The organism is Micromonospora sp. DT227 (assembly GCF_049841835.1).
In the GTDB taxonomy this organism is placed as follows: domain Bacteria; phylum Actinomycetota; class Actinomycetes; order Mycobacteriales; family Micromonosporaceae; genus Micromonospora.
Genome location: NZ_JBNCLA010000003.1, coordinates 649,878 through 667,388 on the forward strand (window position 1 = coordinate 649,878; position 17,511 = coordinate 667,388).

The 17,511-nt window shown below is 73.9% G+C and carries 17 protein-coding genes; 16 read left to right on the top strand and 1 reads right to left on the bottom strand.

Features of this window, described 5'->3' with window-relative positions; translation table 11 throughout:
- The first annotated feature begins 17 nt into the window (after positions 1–17).
- From ACLQ2W_RS15045 to ACLQ2W_RS15100, 12 genes are read left to right on the top strand one after another with little or no spacing between them, the layout of a single operon-like run.
- A complete protein-coding gene (locus tag ACLQ2W_RS15045) occupies positions 18–2,747 on the top strand; it encodes a PEP/pyruvate-binding domain-containing protein (RefSeq protein WP_425786943.1) in 2,730 nt (909 codons plus the stop codon).
- Positions 2,744–3,646, top strand: a complete 903-nt coding sequence (locus ACLQ2W_RS15050) for a hypothetical protein (RefSeq protein WP_425786944.1) — start codon at positions 2,744–2,746, stop codon at positions 3,644–3,646. Before ACLQ2W_RS15045 ends, ACLQ2W_RS15050 begins: the two co-directional genes overlap by 4 nt.
- Complete coding sequence (locus ACLQ2W_RS15055) at positions 3,643–4,326, top strand: dTMP kinase (RefSeq protein WP_425786945.1); 684 nt, start codon at positions 3,643–3,645, stop codon at positions 4,324–4,326. The genes ACLQ2W_RS15050 and ACLQ2W_RS15055 overlap by 4 nt, the downstream gene beginning before the upstream one ends.
- Positions 4,323–5,042, top strand: a complete 720-nt coding sequence (locus ACLQ2W_RS15060) for a DUF6182 family protein (protein WP_425786946.1) — start codon at positions 4,323–4,325, stop codon at positions 5,040–5,042. The genes ACLQ2W_RS15055 and ACLQ2W_RS15060 overlap by 4 nt, the downstream gene beginning before the upstream one ends.
- A 28-nt stretch (positions 5,043–5,070) precedes the next feature.
- On the top strand, positions 5,071–5,934 hold the full coding sequence (locus ACLQ2W_RS15065) for an HIT family protein (RefSeq protein WP_425786947.1): 864 nt from the start codon (positions 5,071–5,073) through the stop codon (positions 5,932–5,934).
- Complete coding sequence (locus ACLQ2W_RS15070; protein ID WP_425786948.1) at positions 5,931–7,112, top strand: hypothetical protein; 1,182 nt, start codon at positions 5,931–5,933, stop codon at positions 7,110–7,112. The genes ACLQ2W_RS15065 and ACLQ2W_RS15070 overlap by 4 nt, the downstream gene beginning before the upstream one ends.
- Positions 7,109–8,227 (top strand): AfsA-related hotdog domain-containing protein, encoded by a 1,119-nt coding sequence (locus ACLQ2W_RS15075; RefSeq protein WP_425786949.1) that lies wholly within the window; start codon positions 7,109–7,111, stop codon positions 8,225–8,227. The genes ACLQ2W_RS15070 and ACLQ2W_RS15075 overlap by 4 nt, the downstream gene beginning before the upstream one ends.
- Positions 8,227–9,252: a beta-ketoacyl-ACP synthase III gene (locus tag ACLQ2W_RS15080; protein ID WP_425786950.1), complete on the top strand. Its 1,026-nt coding sequence runs from the start codon at positions 8,227–8,229 to the stop codon at positions 9,250–9,252. Before ACLQ2W_RS15075 ends, ACLQ2W_RS15080 begins: the two co-directional genes overlap by 1 nt.
- A gap of 13 nt (positions 9,253–9,265) precedes the next feature.
- On the top strand, positions 9,266–9,505 hold the full coding sequence (locus tag ACLQ2W_RS15085; protein ID WP_281942566.1) for an acyl carrier protein: 240 nt from the start codon (positions 9,266–9,268) through the stop codon (positions 9,503–9,505).
- On the top strand, positions 9,505–10,740 hold the full coding sequence (locus tag ACLQ2W_RS15090; RefSeq protein ID WP_425786951.1) for a beta-ketoacyl-[acyl-carrier-protein] synthase family protein: 1,236 nt from the start codon (positions 9,505–9,507) through the stop codon (positions 10,738–10,740). Before ACLQ2W_RS15085 ends, ACLQ2W_RS15090 begins: the two co-directional genes overlap by 1 nt.
- 52 nt (positions 10,741–10,792) lie before the next feature.
- Positions 10,793–11,497: an HAD family hydrolase gene (locus ACLQ2W_RS15095; RefSeq protein ID WP_405090097.1), complete on the top strand. Its 705-nt coding sequence runs from the start codon at positions 10,793–10,795 to the stop codon at positions 11,495–11,497.
- 4 nt (positions 11,498–11,501) lie between these two features.
- The gene (locus ACLQ2W_RS15100) at positions 11,502–12,515 is read left to right on the top strand and encodes an aldo/keto reductase (protein ID WP_425786952.1); all 1,014 of its coding nucleotides are present in this window, start codon (positions 11,502–11,504) and stop codon (positions 12,513–12,515) included.
- Between the two features lie 152 nt (positions 12,516–12,667).
- On the opposite strand, the gene ACLQ2W_RS15105 is transcribed toward ACLQ2W_RS15100, so the two are convergent.
- Positions 12,668–13,888 (bottom strand): cytochrome P450, encoded by a 1,221-nt coding sequence (locus ACLQ2W_RS15105; RefSeq protein WP_425786953.1) that lies wholly within the window; start codon positions 13,886–13,888, stop codon positions 12,668–12,670.
- 290 nt (positions 13,889–14,178) lie between these two features.
- Between ACLQ2W_RS15105 and ACLQ2W_RS15110 the strand changes: the two genes are divergently transcribed.
- From ACLQ2W_RS15110 to ACLQ2W_RS15125, 4 genes are all read left to right on the top strand, one after another.
- A complete protein-coding gene (locus ACLQ2W_RS15110) occupies positions 14,179–14,757 on the top strand; it encodes a carboxymuconolactone decarboxylase family protein (RefSeq protein ID WP_425786954.1) in 579 nt (192 codons plus the stop codon).
- A 94-nt stretch (positions 14,758–14,851) separates the two neighbouring features.
- Positions 14,852–16,015, top strand: a complete 1,164-nt coding sequence (locus ACLQ2W_RS15115) for a M20 family metallopeptidase (RefSeq protein WP_425786955.1) — start codon at positions 14,852–14,854, stop codon at positions 16,013–16,015.
- A 65-nt stretch (positions 16,016–16,080) separates the two neighbouring features.
- Positions 16,081–17,205 carry a carboxylate-amine ligase gene (locus tag ACLQ2W_RS15120; protein WP_405090102.1) on the top strand — a complete coding sequence of 375 codons (1,125 nt, stop codon included), beginning with the start codon at positions 16,081–16,083 and terminating at the stop codon, positions 17,203–17,205.
- Positions 17,206–17,358: 153 nt separating this feature from the next.
- A complete protein-coding gene (locus ACLQ2W_RS15125) occupies positions 17,359–17,502 on the top strand; it encodes a nitroreductase family protein (RefSeq protein ID WP_425786977.1) in 144 nt (47 codons plus the stop codon).
- Positions 17,503–17,511: the final 9 nt, after the last annotated feature.

Genomic DNA, 17,511 nt, shown 5'->3' on the forward strand with positions numbered 1-17,511 from the left:
TAGTCAAAAGCGGACCGATGATTCTCGACCCGGAGCTGGTCGGCCACAAGTTCGCCAGACAGGCAGAACTGGCCCGTGACGGATTTGCCGTACCGCCGTTACGGTGCGTGCCCGCGACCGTGTTCGACCAGGTCGTCGGCCCTCTCCTGACCGATATCCGCGCCGATTCGGCCGGGTCGACCCAGGCGCTGCTCAGCCACGCGGAAGCGCTTCGGCAGAGAGTCCGGTACCTGACAATTCCATCAGAACTCCTCGATGAAATAGACGCGCACTTCGACGAGATCGCCGGACCGGACGGACTGGTGGCGGTGCGTGCGTGTGCGGTACCCCGACCCAATCAGCAGGAGTCGGGCGAGGATTCGGCGGAGGATCCGTTCGCCGGGCTCAGTGACAGTTTCCTGTACGTTGGGCGGGCCGGTCTCGCCGAACGACTCGTCGCCTGCTGGGCATCGGCGTTCAACCCGGAAGCGGTGCTCTACCGCGCCCGTCGGGGCCACGCCCCGTTCGCCGCACGAATCGCGGTCGGGATTCAACGAATGGCCATGGGCACCCGGTCATTCGTCGCGTTCACCCGCGATCCGCGCGACGGCGCGGCGCGTCTGGTGATCGCCGCCGCCTATGGCATTGGCGAAGGGGTGGTTCAGGAAAAGGCCGACGTCGACCACTATTTCGTGGACCCGGCGACCGGCGCGGTCGAGCCCCACGTGACGGTCAAGACCAGGGCCGTCGGGTGGGATCCGGCCCGCCCCGACGAGGGGCCGGTCGACCTGCCGGTGCCCCCGGAACTGGCCACCGAGCCGGTGCTCACGGACGCCGACCTGGTGGCGATCGCGGACCTGGCGGCGCGGGTCGAGGCCCGCTTCCACGCACCCCAGGACATCGAGGGCACGATCACCGAGGACGGCGCGATCCACCTGGTCCAGGCGCGCCCGGTCGCCACGCCGGCACGCCCCCCGGACGAGGCGGAGAGCCCGGCCCTGCTCTGGGACAACAACAACGTCACCGAGAGCTTCCCGGGCATCAGCTGCGCCCTGACCTACTCGGTGGCCCGGGAGCTGTACGAGGTGGGGTTCACCGACCTCTACCGGCGGATGGGCGTGCCCGCCCGCACGCTGCGACGCGAGCGACCGACGCTGCGTCGGATGATCGGGCACCTGGACGGCCGGATCTACTACCAACTCGACTGCTGGTACCGCCTGCACGGCCTGATCCGGTGCTTCCGCCCGCTCTGGTCCACCTGGGAACGGTCCCTCGGCCTGGCCGCGACCGGCAGCACCGGGCGGGACGGGACGACGGCCCGGCGCGACGGCGTACCCGGCGGGCGGCGCGGCTCCCGCCGCACCGACGTTCTCGACGTGCTGGAGATCCTCGCCCGGCTGGTCGCGCACCCGTGGCGGGTCCGCCGCTTCCTCCGCTGGTGGGACGGGTACCACGCGGGCCTCGCCGACGTGGCGGCCCGGCGTCCGCACGAGATGGTCGACGCCTACCGGGCGCTGTGGGCGCAGGTGGCCCGCCGGTGGGGGGTCACCCTGGTCAACGGGATCTTCCTGTTCACCGCCACCCGGGCCACCGACGGGCTGCTGCGCCGGTGGGTGCCGGGAGCGGACCGCAGCCTGCTCAACGGGCTGCTGTGCGGCGGCCCGGAGAACCGCTCCACCGCGGCGCTGCACTCGGCGGTCGCGCTGGCGGCGACCGCCGCCGAGGACCCGGACACGCGGGCGGCGCTGCGGTCCGACGCGGACCCGCGGCGGATCTGGGACGACCTGGTCGCCGGCCGGTACGGCGCCCGGTTCCTGGCGGCGCTGCGGGAACACCTCCGTGACCACGGCGACCGGGGCATGCACGACCTCAAGCTGGAGACGCCCGCCCCGCGGGACGAACCGTGGACCGTGCTCCAGCCGGTGCGGGCCTACCTGACCCGGGGACTCACCGTGTCGGCCAGCCGGGCCGCCGGGCGCCAGGCGCACGACCAGGCCGTACGCGAGTTGCGCGAGCGGTGCCGCAACCCGGTGAAACGGGCCGTGCTGCGCGGGCTGGGCCGGACGATGCGTACGCTGATCAATGTTCGGGAGAACACCCGGTTCTGCCGCAGCCAGCTCTTCGGCGACTCCCGGGTGCTGCTCACCCGCCTCGGTGCGGAGCTGGCCGCGCGGGGCCGCCTGGACCGGCCGGGCGACGTCGTCGACCTCACCGTCGACGAGGTGCTGGGCGCCTTCGACGGCACCCTGGCCGGGGCCGATCTGCGCGGCCTCGCGGCGGTCCGGGCCGCCGAGCGGGCCCGCTGGACGGAGACCGACCCGCTGCCCACCCGGCTGCGCACCGATCCCGACCTGCCGCTCGCGGTGGCCCTGGCCGGGGCACGCGGCACCGGCGGGGCCACCGCGCCCGGGCCGGGAGCACCCGACGGACCGGACGCGGCCGTCCTCACCGGGTTGGCCTCCAGCTCGGGCGTCGTCCGCGGCCCGGCCAAGGTGGTGCTCGATCCGTCGGTCGACGCCGAGCAGTGCCGCGACCACGTCCTGGTCGCCCGGGAGACCGATCCCGGCTGGCTCTACCTGATGCTCTCGGCGCGGGCGCTGGTGGTGGAACGGGGCACCCTGCTGTCGCACACCGCCATCACCGGACGCATGCTCGGCATCCCCACCGTGGTCGCGGTGGACCGGGCCACCGACCGGATCACCGACGGCAGCCTCATCGAGGTGGACGGCACGGCCGGCACGGTGCGGATCCTGGACGGAGTCCGGTGACCGGCCGCTGGGGCCGGTACGTGGCCGCCGCGTACCCGCCGGCGGTGCACGTGCCGTTCATGCTCTCCTGGGCGATCGGCCTGACCGCCCTCTTCGCGGCGGTCAGCGGGGTGTCGCGCTGGCGGCCCGACGGCGGGCTCGCCGTCACCGCGGTCACGCTCGTGGTCGGCATGCTGCTGCTGCGGGCCATGGACGACATCCGGGACCACGAGTACGACCGCCGGCACAACCCGCACCGGCCGTTGCCCGCCGGGGTGGTCCGGGAGCGGGACCTGATGGTCCTCGTCGTCCTCGGCGCCGCCGCCCTGCTGCTGCTCAACGCCGGCCGGGGCGTGGTCCTGGCGGCGCTGGCCGGGCAACTCGGCTACACGGCCGTGGTGATCACCCTGGACCGGGTGTACGGCTGGCCCGCCGGCGACCGGCTGGCCCTGCACCTCGCCGTGAACCTGCCGATCCAGCCGCTGCTCAGCATCTACGTGTACACCGCCTTCCTGCACGCCGAGGGGCGGCGGCCGGACCTGGCCGGGGTGCTCGCCATCGTCGCGGTCACGCTCAGCGGGGTGTGCCTGGAGTTCGGCCGCAAGGCCACCCGCCGGCCCCGACCCGGGGAGCGGACGTACAGCACGGTCCTCGGCCCGTGGGGGACCACGGCCGTCGCGCTCGGCGCCGCCGTCCTCGCCACCGGCATCGTGCTGGGACTGCTGCGGCCGTGGCAGTCCGGCGCCGGGCACGCCTGGGGCTGGCTGGCGCTGGTGCCGCTGGCGTGGTCGGTGGCCGCGGCCTCCCGGTTCGTCACCGGCGCGCCCCGCTGGCCGGTGGGCCTCACCATCGCCTACATCCCGGTGACGTACGCGAGCTATCTCGCGGTCGGGTGGCTGACGAAGGGAGCACCGGCGTGAGCCGCTCCGACGGCACCGGGTTCTGGGCCCTGCTCGGGCCGGACCTCGCCGGCAAGTCGACCGTGTTGCGCCGGCTGCACGACGAGCACGGCTGGCGGGTCGTCTCCTACGACGACCGGTATCTCGGGCCGTACCCGCTGATCCATCAGCTGCGCAGCAGCTGGATCACCGACGCGTTCGGGTGGGCCGGGGAGCGCTACTCCCCCGAGCTCGTGGTGTCGGTGCTGACCCCGATCGTGCTGCACCTGCGGGAGGAACTGGCGCGGGCCGCCGGCGCGGACCGGGTCATCATCGACTCGTACTACTACAAGTTGCTGGTCAAGTGCCGCCTGCTCGGGGTGGAGCACACCCCCACGTTCGACTACTGGCGCTCGTTCCCGCAGCCCGGCCGGGTGCTCTACCTGGACGTGCCGGCGGAGACGGCCTGGGCGCGCAGTGGCGACGGCGCGCGGGTCAACCGGTTCGAGCACTACGGGCCGACCGTCGGCCGCGCCGATTTCGTCAGGTTGCAGACGGACCTGCGCGCGGCGCTGCTGGCCGAGGTCCGCGACCTGCCGGTGCGGATCGTCGACGGCGCGGCGCCACCGGACGAGGTGGTCGCGGCGGTGCTGACGACGACCAGAGAGTCCACTGTGGATGCTCGGACGAACTGGACGGCGTCCCCGGCGGTGCACCGGTGAGCGCCCCGGTGGACCTCGACGACGCACCGTTCCAGAGCCGGCTGGCCGAACTCCTCGCCGCGCGCGCCGCCTGGGTGGGCACCGAGCCGCACCGCGCCGCCGACGACACCGGGGGTTGCACCGTGCTGGTGCTGCTGCGCAGCGTCGACCTCGACGACCTGGTACGCGGCGCCCGGTGCTTCGCCGCCGGCCTGTCCGACGGGGAGGCGGACGCCTGGCGCCGGTCCTGGACCCGGACCCGCTTCTTGTTCGGCAACTCCGCCAACCTCACCGCCCGGAACCCGGCCCGGGTCGTCGCCCCGACGGGCAGCGCGGCCTGGTTGGGTCCCTTCCCGGCGGGCCGGTTACCGGGGCTGAGCCGCCTGCTCAAGCCGGTGACCGGGGTGCTGCCGGCCCTGCCGGCGGCGCTCGACCTCCCGCCGGTCGCGCCGGTCGCCGGGCCGGCGTCGGCCCACCCCGGCGCCCCCCGCGAACTGCACGTGGCCGTCCGGGCGCTGACCCTGGCCGAGTACCTCGTGCACCTGCACCACACCCTGGCCGAATCGGTCCTGCGCGGCAGCCTGCGCGCCGACGAGCCACTCCGCCTGATCCACCGGACCGACCTCGACGCCCGACTGGTCCGCGCCGAGCCCGGCTACGCGCGGGTCCACCACGCGCGCGACGACTCCCCGGCACTTCGCCTGTTCACCTGGCTCTCCCCCGAGCCGGGGCGATAGGGCGCCCGACCGAATGAAGAGGACCCACATGGACACACCGGACTTCACCGCGGCCGACCTGTCCCGCCTGGCGTTGTCCGCGCGGTTGCAGGCCCTGTCCGAGGCGCTGCGCCTGGCGGTCGCCACCCCCGACGGGGAGGAGCCGCTGGCCCCGAAGCTGTGGAGCCTGCTCGGCACCGAGGTCCCGGAGCTGCACGACGCGATCGTCGGCTACCTGCGCGACACCGGCGGGACCTGGCGGGACGTGGCCGACCTGAGCGGCCTGACCGACGAGCAGGCCCGGGAACGCTGGGCCGACGCCGCGACCCCGCACCTCACCGATCCGGCCGCGACCGCCGCCGGACTCGACGCCTGGTACAGCCGGCACGCGCAGCTGGAGCCGCTGGCCCGGGTCCGCGACCCGTTCACCCGGCTGCTCAGCGGGCGCACGCCCCAGGAGCGCCAGTGCCTGGTCTGCGCCAAGTACGCCGGCCTGCCGGTGCCCGCCTGGGCCGGCTTCCCGGTGCCGCCCGGCGGGCACCTCGTGGACGACGGCATCTGGCGGGTGGGCCACGGACCCACGCCGTACTGGCCGGTCGGCACCCTGCTCATCGAGTCCCACCGGCACTTCCTCGACTACGCCGACTTCACCGACGAGGAGGCGGCCGGCATCGGCACGCTGGTCCGGCGGTTCACCGGCCCGCTCAAGGAGGTGACCGGGGCGCCGCGGATCCACATCTTCTCCTGCATGGAGGGCACCGAACACTTCCACCTGTGGCTGGTGCCCCGCACCGTCGGCGGCGTGGCCGGCCGCACCTTCATCGCCGACCCCGGCTACTGCACGCCGGTGGAGGCCGAGGAGGTGATCGGCCGCCTCCGGAAGGCGCTGGCGGAGTCGGCGGCGGCCCGATGACGCACCCGCTCCCGCCCGGCGCCGGATCGCGGATCCTGCTGGCGCCGGTGACGGTCAGTCCCACCAAGCCGTTGACGCCGACCCACCTGAAGTACCTGCTCTCGCTGGACGTGATCGTCCGGGTCAGCGCGGTCCTCGCCGACGTGACAGTCGCCTACCAGCACGGGGCGTACGCGGGCAGCCAGCAGGTGGCGGGATTCTGGGACCACCTCGACCGGCACCACCCCGGGACGGCGTACGCCGGCCTGGACGAGGTCGGGATCGGCGAGCTGTACGTCGCGTACCACCGGACCCCACGGCTGCCGTTCGCCGCGATCGAACCGACGGTCCGACGTGCCGAGTCCGGTTGGCTCCACCCGGCCAGCGCCCGGCTCCTGGACATCTGGCGTGGCCACTACGAGCTGCTGGGGATGTTCGACCCGGACCTCGGCCGGCACGGGCCCGAGCTGATGGCCGAGGCGGACCTGCTGGACCTGCTCGTCCGCCGGAACCTCTGCATCGACGGCCGTCCGGTGGGCGCGCCGGTGTACCTGGACGCGACCGCGGCGGGCCACCCGCTGCGGGTCGTCCTCGGCGCGGACGGACAACCCAACTACCTGCTCTATCTGCTCCGGGAGCTGGTGCCGCTGCTGGCCGACCACGACCTGGTGGTGCTGGCCCACGACGAGCAGTTGCGCGCCGACTACCAGACGGTGGGCCACGTCCTCACCGCGCTCGGCGCCCGCGTGGTCCGGTTCGAGGTGCCCCGGGTGCCGATCGACGGCGTCACCACGTCCACCCGTTTCGGCGGCTGGCAGGGGTACACCCTGGACGCCATCGCCGACCGGTTCGTCGACGACCACGGCGTCGACGCGTTCCGGCTCGGCCTGCGGCTGTACCTGATCGCCGGCCTCGGGCGCACCGCCCGGGAGAGCTACTCGGCGCACCAACTCAGCCGGTGGATCCGGCGCGCGCGGCGGCTGCTCGACGTCCACGCCGGTGCGGACGACCACGACGCCGCCGGGGAGCGGGTGCCGGCCGAGCTGTGGGGCGCGCTGGTCGCCCGGCGCGGCTACGCGGACCCGTACCGGGTGGCGACCACGCTGATGAGTCGGCAACCCACCGTGCCGGTGGGCGCGCTGCTGGACGTGGTGACCGGTCCGGTCCGCAGCCGGGCGACCGTGGGCGGTGCGCGGTGACCGGGGTGGCCGGGGTGGCCGGGGCGACCGCCGCCGGCGAGCGGGAGCTGCTGGTCGCCGCGGAGTCGCTGGACTTCGCGCGTACCGTCGACCGGTCCGTGGTGCACCGGCGGAACCCGACCGAGGTGTTCCTGACCGACGTCCGACCGGTCGGCCCGCAGGGTTTCGTCGCCGCCGCGCTGCTGCCGGCCGTGCACCCGCACTACACCGGGCACACCGGGTCGGCCAACCGGCGGCTCGATCCGCTGCTGCTCGTCGAGTGCTGCCGGCAGGCCGAGACGTACGCCGCCCACGTGCTCTTCGACGTCGAGCCGCGCACGGCCTTCGTGCTGCGGGGCTGGTCCGCCGAGCTGTTCCGGCCCGGGTTCGCGGCGGTGGTCCGGGACGCGACGCCCGGCCCGACCGAGCTGCGGATGACGGTGACCACCGGTGTTCCCCGTCGGGTGGGTGGCCGGGTACGGGGGTTGGACTACGAGTTCACCCTCCGGGTCGCCGGTCACCGGATCGGCGTGGTGCGCCTGGCGGTCGGCTACCTGGCCCCGGCGGCGTACACGGTGGTCCGGTCCCGGGGGCGCGGCGGCCCGCCGCCGACGTCGTCCCGGCTGGGCCCGGCGGCCGTCGCCGGCGAGCCGACGGCGCCGGACCGCGTCGGCCGGCGTCGCGCCACCGACACCGTGCTGCTCGACGTGCGGACCGCCGAGCGGGCGGTCACCGCCGGCCTGCGGGTGCCGGTGGAGAACATCAGCTTCTTCGACCACGACCACGACCACGTGCCGGGGATGGTGCTCCTGGAGGCCGCGCGGCAGGTGGCCACGCTGGCCACGGCGCACTGGGGCGGCGACGCGCCGCACCGCACCGTGATGTCCCGGATGACCGCGTCGTTCGCGGCCTACGCGGAACTCGACCAGCCGGTGACGCTGACGGCGGTACCGGCGGTACCGGCGGACGCGGCGGACGCGGCCGGGCCGGCGGCGGAACCGGACCGGGTCGGCGGGTCGCCCCGACCGGTCGACGTGACGTTCCACCAGGGCGGCGCCGAGATCGCGCGGATGGGTCTCACCGTGACGCCCGACGCCGACGGCACCTCGACGACGGACCGGGAGCGGGTGGCCTGATGGGGCGAGCGGCGGTGGTCGCCGGGCTGGGCGCCTGGGTGCCCCCGAGGGTCGTCACCAACGGGGAGCTCGCGGCGCGCCTGGGCGTCGACGAGGACTGGATCGTCACCCGCACCGGCGTCCGGCAACGCCACGTCATCGCGCCGGGCGAGGCCACCAGCGACCTCGCGGTCGAGGCGGGCCGCCGGGCCCTGGCGTCGGCCGGCGCCGCCGGCGCCGACGTGGTCGTGGTCGCGACCAGCACACCGGACCGGCCCTGCCCGGCGACCGCACCCGAGGTGGCCAGTCGACTCGGCCTGGGCGGCGTACCGGCGTTCGACGTCGCGGCGGTCTGCGCGGGGTTCGTCTACGCCCTGGCGACCGGGGCGGGCCTGATCGCCGCCGGCACCGCGTCGAGTGTGCTGGTCATCGGCGCGGACACGTTCTCCACCATCCTCGACCCGGACGACCGGACGACCCGGGCCGTCTTCGGGGACGGGGCGGGCGCGGTGCTGCTGCGCAGCGGCACCGCCGACGAGCCGGGCGCCCTGCACGGGTTGAGCCTGGGCAGCGACGGCAGCCGCAGCGACCTCATCGAGGTACGCGCGGGGGGATCGCGCCAACGGTCCACCGGGCTGCCGGTCAAGCCGGAGGACACCTACTTCGAGATGCAGGGGCGGGCAGCCTTCGCCGAGGCGGTCCGCCACATGTCGGCCTCGATCGGACGGACCACCGCGCTCGGCGGCTGGGCGACGGCCGACGTCGACCGGTTCGTGCTGCACCAGGCCAACCTGCGGATCATCGCCGCCGTCGCGACCCGGCTCGGGCGGTCGGTCGACCGGTTCGTCACCAACATCGACCGGGTGGGCAACACGGTGGCCGCGTCCATCCCCCTGGCCCTGGCCGACGGTGTCGCGGCCGGCGCGGTACGCCCCGGGCACCGGGTGGTGCTCGCCAGCTTCGGGGGCGGGCTCACCTGGGGGTCGGTGGCGCTCGTCTGGCCGGAGTGCCGGGCGGTACCACCTCACGGAACTGACCACAGCTAGCGGGAGCACACGGATGAAGGCAATCGAAGACCGGATCATCGACGTTCTGGCGACCCAGTTGAAGCTGGTGCCGGACGGCATCGAGCCGGACATGACGTTCGAGTCACTCGACATCGACTCGCTGGTGATCGTGGAACTCGGGCTGTTGCTCGACGGCGTGTTCGACATCGCCATCGACGACGGCGAACTCACCAACGAGATGACCATCCGGGACGCGGCGCGGCTGGTCGAGACCAAACAGGCGGTCGCCTGATGGCCGAGCGCCCGGACGGCTTCGGCGTGGCGGTCACCGGGCTCGGCCTGGTGACGCCGGCCGGCATCGGCGTGGCGGCGAACTGGGAGCGGATCCGGTCGGGTCTGAGCTGCGCGCGGGCCGACGACACCCTCCGTGGCACGCCGACCGCCCTGAGCTGCCGGGTGCCCGGATTCGAGCCGGAGGCCGCGCTCGGCGGCTTCGCGTCCTGGCAGCTGGAACGGTTCGCGCAGCTGGCGATCGTGGCCGCCCGGGCCGCCGCCGAGGACGCCGGCTGGCAGCGCGGCGGTTGGGACGGCGCCCGGGTCGGCGTGGTCCTCGGCAACTCGCTCGGCGGGGCCGGCGCCCTGGAACGGCAGCACACCGCGCTGACCGGGGGCGGGCCGCGAAAGGTGTCCCCGTTCCTGATTCCGATGTACATGGTCAACATGGCCGCCGGGTACGTCGCGCTGGACCTGGACGCCCGCGGTCCCAGCCTGGTCACCGCCACCGCCTGCGCGTCGGGGACGACGGCGGTCGGCGTGGCGCGGGACCTGCTCCGCGCCGGGGCCTGCGACATCGTGCTCGCCGGCGGCACCGAGTCGGCACTGACCCCCCTGGTCGTCGCCGGACTCGGCCGGATGGGCGCGCTGTCGCGGCGGGCGGACGCGCCGGCCGAGGCGTCCCGGCCGTTCGACGCCGACCGGGACGGGTTCGTGGTCGCGGAGGGCGCGGGCGTGCTCGTCCTGGAACGGATCGAGGACGCCCGGGCCCGGGCCGCCCGGACCCGGGCGGTGGTGCGCGGCTACGGCGCCGCGACCGACGCCTACCACGCCACCGCGCCGGATCCGCGGGGGCGCGGGATCGAGCAGGCGTTGCGGGCCGCGCTGGCCGACGCGGGGCTCGGGCCCACCGACGTCGACCACGTCAACGCCCACGGCACCTCGACCCCCCTCAACGACGTCACCGAGGGTCGGATGCTGCACCGGGTGCTGGGCGACCGGCCGCTGGTGACCTCGACCAAGGGGGTGACCGGACACACCCTGGCGGCGGCCGGCGCGATCGAGGCCGGGTACACCGCGCTCGCCATCGAACACGGCAGCGTCCCGCCCACCGCGAACCTCGGCCGGCTGGACCCGGAACTCGACATCGACGTGGTCAGCGGCGCGCCGCGACCGGCCCGGATCGACGTGGCGGTGAGCACGTCGCTGGGCTTCGGCGGGCACAACGCCGCACTCGTGCTGACCGCGGCGTGACCGCCGCCCGACCGCACCACCCGACCCATCGGACCGACCGTCTGGAGAAGAAGTGAGCAAGCTGGACAAGATCCGCCTCGTCGCGCTCGACAGCGACGGAGTGGTGCTGAACGACACCTACAGCCCGGTGATCGAGAGCTTCGTGACCATGCACGGCGGGGCGTACACCGCCCACGTCGAACGGCACGTCTGGGGTTCGCCGCAACTGGCCGCCGGGCAGAACATGGCCCTGGCCTGCAAGCTTCCCTGGACGGCGAAGGAGACCATCGCGGCGTTCTTCGCGCACCGCGAGGAGTACCTGAGGACGCACCCGGTCGAGGTGACCGAGGGCGTCGAGGAGCTGCTCGCCACGCTGCGGGAGGTCGACGTGCGGGTGGTGTGCTACGGCGGCCGGAACCGCGAGTACACGTTCGACAGGTACCTCGGCCACCTCGCCGGCTACTTCGACGCGGAGATCCCGTACGTCGACGTGAACGACGTCCGGCCCGGCACCAAGGAGATCGTCCGGGACATCTTCGGCTACGAGTTCGACGAGGTCGTCTTCGTCGACGACATCAACCGGGTGGCCGAGGTCACCAGGGCGCTGGGTGCCGGCTTCATCGGCGTACCGGCCAGCATGCCGCACAACTTCCAGCGGGAGGAGATGGTGGCCACCGGGGTGCGACACCTGGTCGACGACATCCGGAAGATCGACGTCGACCTGCTCCGCACCGTCGACCAGGAACTCGCCGCCGGTACGCACTGGTCGGGCCGATGACCCGATGACGGGACGGACGCTGCGGCCGGTCGCCCTGGGCGCCGCCGGCCCACCGGTCGGCGCGCAGGGGCTCGGTTGCATGGGCATGAGCGAGTTCTACGGCCCGAGCGACGTCGAGGAGTCGCGGCGGACCCTCGACCGGGCGCTGGAGCTCGGGGTGACGCTCTTCGACACCGCCGACGCGTACGGGTACGGCCGGAACGAGGAGCTGCTCGGGCCGTTCGTCCGGGCCAACCGGGACCGGGTCGTCATCGCCACCAAGTTCGGCCTGGTCCGGAGCGTGGACGATCCCCGGCACCGGGGCATCGACAACTCGCCCGGGTATCTCCGCCGCGCCGTGGAGGCGAGCCTGCGCCGTCTCGGTGTCGACGTCATCGACCTCTACCACGTGCACCGGGTCGCCCCGGCGACGCCGGTCGAGGAGACCGTCGGCGCCCTGGCCGAGCTGGTCGCCCAGGGCAAGGTCCGGCACCTGGGGCTCTCCGAGGTCACCGGGGCACAGCTACGGGCCGCGCACGCGGTGCACCCGATCGCCGCCGTGCAGTCGGAATGGTCGATCTTCTCCCGGGACGTGGAGACGACAGTCGTCCCGACGGCGGCGGAACTCGGCGTGGCGCTGGTGCCGTACGCGCCGTTGGGCCGCGGTTTCCTGTCCGGCGCGGTCACCGGCGTCGACCGGCTCGCCCCGGACGACTCCCGTCGGCACATGCCGCGCTTCACCGGTGACCGGGCCCGGCACAACGCCGCGCTGCTCAGCCCGGTCCACCGGATCGCCGCCGCCCGCTCCGTCACGGCGGCACAGGTCGCGTTGGCCTGGGTGCACCAGCGGGCGGCCGTGCACGGCCTGCCGGTGGTGCCGATCCCCGGTACCCGGAGCCCGGTCCGGCTCGCGGAGAACGTGGCCGCGGCCGGTCTCGTGCTCACCGGGGCGGAACTGGCCGAGCTGGAGCCGATCGCCGCCCGGGTGGCCGGTTCCCGGGACGCCGGGCTGACCATGGCGGCGGTCCGCCGGGACTGACCCTGTGCCGGCTCCCGGCCGACCGGTCGGGCGGCCTGCCACCGCCACCGCACCCGTCGGCGCTGACGGGTGCGGTGGGGTGGATCCGGCCGGCGGCGCGGTCCCGCCGGCCGGGCTCCTCGCCGCCGGGCGCTGTGGCCCGCGGCCGGGATTCACCAGGTCACGGGCAGCTTCGACACGCCGTAGACGGCCGCCTCACGCTGGAAGGGAAGCTGGTCGAGCGGCACGGCCAGCCGCAGGCCCGGAATCCGGCGCAGCAGCGTCTCGATGACCGCCTCCATCTGGATCTTGACCACGTGCTGCCCGAGACATCGGTGCAGTCCGTGCCCGAACGACACGTTGCCGGCGTGGGTCCGGCGCATGTCGAGCGAGTCGGGGTCGTCGTACCACTGCGGATCGAAGTTCGCCGTCGGCAGGTAGACCAGCACCGCCTCGCCGGTCTTGATCTCCTGTCCCCCGATCCGGGTGTCGCCGACCGCGATCCGGGGCAGCCCGGTGTGGAAGTTGGTGCTGTAGCGGAGCAGCTCGCCCAGGCCGCCCGCGATCAGGCTCGGGTCCTCGCGCAGCAACGCCAACTGGTCCGGGTTGAAGAACAGCGCGGCCAGGCCGAGGGAGACGCCGTGCACCGCCGGCTCGTACCCGGCGACGACCAGCACGCGGGCCATGCCGATGATGTCGGCGCGGGTGAGCGCGCCGTTCGCCTCCTGCTCGGTGATGAGGCGGCTGAGCAGGTCGTCGCCGGGATTCGCGGCCTTGGCCTCGAGGACCTCGACGATGACGTCGGTCAGCTCGTCGCTGGCCCCGTCGAGCTTGTCCTGGCCGACGTAGTGGTCGGCGAACGTCGAGGCGACCCGCAGGAAGAGGTCCTTCTCGTACGGGATGTCGAGGATCAGGCACATCACCTGCGCCGCCAGCGGCTCGGCCAGTTCGGCGACCAGGTCGGCGGGCGGCGACTTCGCCAGCAGGTCGTCCACCAGCCGGTCGACGATCTGCTGGATCCCCGGCCGCCAACGGGCCGACGAGCGCTGCGTGAAGTCGGCGTTGACCATGGCCCGCTGCCGGGTGTGCTCCGGCGGATCCATCCGGGCGAACGTCGGGTTGTCCTCGGTGAGCGTCTCCGACCCGGCGCTCAACAGCGGGAAGCCCGGCCGGCGGTTGTCCGCGCTGAGGCGCTCGTCCGCGAGCGCGGCACGCACGTCGTTGCGGCGCGTGATGAACCAGACCTTGCTGCCGTCCCACATGGTGACCTGGCTGACCGGACTCTCGTCGCGGAGCGTCTGGTACCGGACCGGCGGGTGGAACGGTGACCTGCCGTCGCGCTCGGCCCGGTAGTCGTAGATGTCGGTCACGTCGGTTCCTCTGCCCTCGCTCATGCCCGCTCCATTCGCCCGTCTCCCCGCAGCCGGAAGGCGCGTCGCTGTACACCTGTTCGATCAGCCTCACCGTCGGCACCTTTCGTCCGCATCTCCACCGTTGCGGCGCGTCCGGCGCGGCGCGGGCGGCCCGGTCCGGGCCGGACACAGAGCACGATCCACGGGATGCGGCCGCGGTCCATATGGGATGGTGAGCGCGCGGCGTCCGAACACGCCGTCCGGTCCGGGCCTCCGCGACGGCAGGAGCATGACCCGGCCGGCGCCACGGTCACGACTGGAGGCAGCACAGCATGGCGCACATCGATCTCGGGATCGACGAGAACCAGTTCCCCGGCATCTCCGGTCCCATGCGGTACCGCCCGGAGACGGCCAAGCCGCTCAACGAGCTGGCCGAGGTGCTCCTGCGCGCCCCGCACACGCTCCCGGCGGGGGAACGCGAACTGATCGCCGCGTACGTCTCGGGACGCAACGAGTGCCGGTTCTGCTGCGCGTCGCACTCGGCGTTCGCCGCCGCGCAGCTCGACGACGGCATGACCCTCGTCGACCAGGTCCGCGCGGACCTCGACAGCGCGCCGATCTCGGCGAAACTGCGGGCGCTGCTGAGGATCGCCGGCGCGGTCCAGATCAGTGGCCGCAACGTCACCCCCGAACTCGTCGCCGACGCCCGCGCCCAGGGCGCCACCGACCTGGAGATCCACGACACCGTCCTGATCGCGGCCGCGTTCTGCATGTACAACCGCTACGTCGACGGCCTCGGCACCTTCGCGCCCGAGGGGCCGGACGCCTACTCCGAAACCGCTCGCCGGATCATCGACGTGGGCTACGGATCGTCCGCTCCGCTGCGGTCGACCACCGCGCCGACGGGCTGAGCACGGACGAGGAAGACCGCGTCCGGTCCCCCCTGCGACGGTGAAATAGGCGGGCATCATATCGAACCCGTCAACCATGCAGTTGGAGGGACCAATGGGCCGAAAACGCTCGCTACTCGGCGCCGCGGAGCAGTACCAGGCGGACATGGTCGACCGGCTGGGCACGCTCGTCTCCTGCGAATCGGCGCCGGGTTCGCTGCCCCACCTCGCCCGCTGTGCCGACCTGCTCGCCCGCTGGGGCGAGCAGGTCCTCGGCCGGCCCGCCCAGCGGGTCGAGATCGACGGCCTGCCGCACCTGCTGTGGCCGGCCGTCGATCAGCGCGTGCTGCTCCTCGGCCACTTCGACACCGTCTTCCCGGTCGGCACCGTCCGGTCCCGACCGTTCACCGTCCACGGGGACGTCGCGACCGGCCCCGGCGTGCTGGACATGAAGGCCGGCATCGTGCAGATGTTCACGGCGCTGCGCCTGATCGAGGACACGTCGACGGTGGGCGTGCTGCTCACCTGCGACGAGGAGACGGGCTCCGGCACGTCCCGGCCGCTCATCGAGCGGGAGGCACGACGGTCGGGTGCGGTCCTGGTCTGCGAGGCGGCCACCCCCGAGGGGCACCTGAAGGTGGCCCGCAAGGGCGGCTCGGTCTACCGCCTCACCGTGTCCGGCCGGGCCGCCCACGCCGGCGTCGAACCGCAGCGCGGGGTCAACGCCACGGTCGAGGTCGCCCACCAGGTCCTCACGTTGGGCCGCATCGGCACGGCGGACAGCGACGGCACGTCCGTCACGCCGACGCTGCTCTCCGCCGGCACCACCACGAACACGGTGCCCGACTCCGCCTGCCTCGCCGTCGACGTACGGGCCTGGACCCGGCACGAACTCGAACGCGTGGACCACGCCATCCGCGGACTCGCGCCGGTCCTGCCCGAGGCGACGCTTGACGTGCAGGGCGGGATCAACCGCTATCCGATGTCCCCGGACCTCGCCCGCCCGCTGCTGGAACTGGCCCGGTCGGCGGCCCGGCAGATCGGCGTCCCGAGCCCCGACGGCGCGTACGCCAACGGCGCCTCCGACGGGAACTTCACCGCCGCGATCGGGGTGCCGACCCTCGACGGCCTGGGTGCGGTCGGCGGCGGGGCGCACGCCGACGACGAGTACGTCTGCCTGGACCGGATGCCCGAGCGGACGGCGCTGCTGGCCGGCCTCGTCGACACGCTGTCCATCGTGGAGCGACTAGTGCCGTCACCGGGGGACGACATCCCGTAACCTGCTCTACGTCGGCGAACGACCGGCAGCGAGGGGTCGGCGGCGTGGTGACTACGGAACAGGGCGTGCCAACCTCCGTACCCCGGCTCGGTGTCGAGGAGGAGTTCCTCGTCGTCGACGCCGCGCACCGCGGGGTCGTGCCGGAGGCGGCCACCGTCGTCGACCGCGCCCGCCCGGCCCTCGGCCCCCGGGTCGACGGTGAGATCACCAAGTTGCAGGTCGAGACGCGGACGGACCCGTGCCGGAGCCTCGACGTGCTCCACGCGCAACTCGTCGACGGACGGGCCGCGATCCAGTCCGCGGCCCGGTCGGCGGGCCTGCGGGTGCTCGCCAGCGGCTCGCCGGTGCTCGGTCGCGCGGTGCCGCCACCCGTCACCGAGGGGCCCCGCCAGGACCGGGGCACCGCCACCTTCCGTGGGCTGCACGACGAGCTGGCCATCTGCGCCCTGCACGTCCACGTGGAGCAACCCGACCGGGACCGCGCCGTGCTGATCGGCAACCACCTGCGCCCGCACCTGCCGGTGCTCCTCACCCTCACCGCCAACTCGCCCTACTGGTCCGAGCGGGACACCGGCTACGCGAGTTGGCGCACCATCACCTGGGGGCGCTGGCCGGTGGCCGGCCCGCCGCCGTACCTCACCTCCGCGAAGCAGTACGACGACCACGTGGACGCGCTGCTCGAAGCGGGCGCGCTCGTCGACCACGGCACCGTCTTCTGGGATCTCCGCCTGTCGACGAGGCACCCCACGATCGAGGTGCGGGTGGCCGACGTCCCGCTCACCGCGCCCGAGTCCGCGGCGTTCGCCGCCCTGGTGCGGGCGTTGACTGTCGTCGCCGGGGAGGCCGTCGACCGGGGTGACGAAGGGCCACGCCCGGCCCCCGAGCTGATGCGACTGGCATACTGGCGGGCCGCCCGGGACGGGATGGGCGGCCAGGGCGTCGACGTCGCCACCGGTCGCCCCCTGCCGGCGGCGACGCTCGCCGAGCGGCTGGTGGAGCGCGCCCGGCCGGCGCTCGACGAGGCGGGCGACCGCGAGCGGGTGGAGGGCTGGCTGGCCGGGCTCGCCCACGGCGGCGACGGCGCGAGCCGCCAGCGGGACGCCTGGGCGCCGCGCGGGCGCCTGACCGACGTGGTCGACACGATCGCCAGGCACACCGCGCCCGAGCGCGAGGAGCGCACCTCTGAGTAACGACACGGCGGCCACCGCCGGGACATGCTGGACGCACCTGATCAGGGGAGGTTCCAGGTGAACGACACGAGCCTGCTGCCCACGGTCCCCATCCGGCACCGTCGCCGCCCGCCGGCGGAGATGGTGCGCGAGGCGGAGGCGTTCGCCGACCGGATGGCCCAACGCCGCTCGGTGCGCGACTTCGCCGGTGACCCGGTGCCCGCCGGGGTGGTGGGGGCGGCGCTACCGGCCCCCGCGAACGCGCCCAGTTGGGCCCACCGACACCCCAGTGTTGTTTTAAAAACTAGCACGGGGTAGTAAGATTTA

Bases quoted from the DNA above. Each gene is read 5' to 3' on its own strand.
- ACLQ2W_RS15090 (WP_425786951.1), top strand. From the start codon at position 9,505: ATGGCCGAGCGCCCGGACGGCTTCGGCGTGGCGGTCACCGGGCTCGGC.
- ACLQ2W_RS15085 (WP_281942566.1), top strand. From the start codon at position 9,266: ATGAAGGCAATCGAAGACCGGATCATCGACGTTCTGGCGACCCAGTTG.
- ACLQ2W_RS15045 (WP_425786943.1), top strand. From the start codon at position 18: ATGATTCTCGACCCGGAGCTGGTCGGCCACAAGTTCGCCAGACAGGCA.
- ACLQ2W_RS15080 (WP_425786950.1), top strand. From the start codon at position 8,227: ATGGGGCGAGCGGCGGTGGTCGCCGGGCTGGGCGCCTGGGTGCCCCCG.
- ACLQ2W_RS15115 (WP_425786955.1), top strand. From the start codon at position 14,852: ATGGGCCGAAAACGCTCGCTACTCGGCGCCGCGGAGCAGTACCAGGCG.
- ACLQ2W_RS15065 (WP_425786947.1), top strand. From the start codon at position 5,071: ATGGACACACCGGACTTCACCGCGGCCGACCTGTCCCGCCTGGCGTTG.
- ACLQ2W_RS15125 (WP_425786977.1), top strand. From the start codon at position 17,359: ATGGCCCAACGCCGCTCGGTGCGCGACTTCGCCGGTGACCCGGTGCCC.
- ACLQ2W_RS15105 (WP_425786953.1), bottom strand. From the start codon at position 13,888: ATGAGCGAGGGCAGAGGAACCGACGTGACCGACATCTACGACTACCGG.
- ACLQ2W_RS15070 (WP_425786948.1), top strand. From the start codon at position 5,931: ATGACGCACCCGCTCCCGCCCGGCGCCGGATCGCGGATCCTGCTGGCG.
- ACLQ2W_RS15100 (WP_425786952.1), top strand. From the start codon at position 11,502: ATGACGGGACGGACGCTGCGGCCGGTCGCCCTGGGCGCCGCCGGCCCA.
- ACLQ2W_RS15110 (WP_425786954.1), top strand. From the start codon at position 14,179: ATGGCGCACATCGATCTCGGGATCGACGAGAACCAGTTCCCCGGCATC.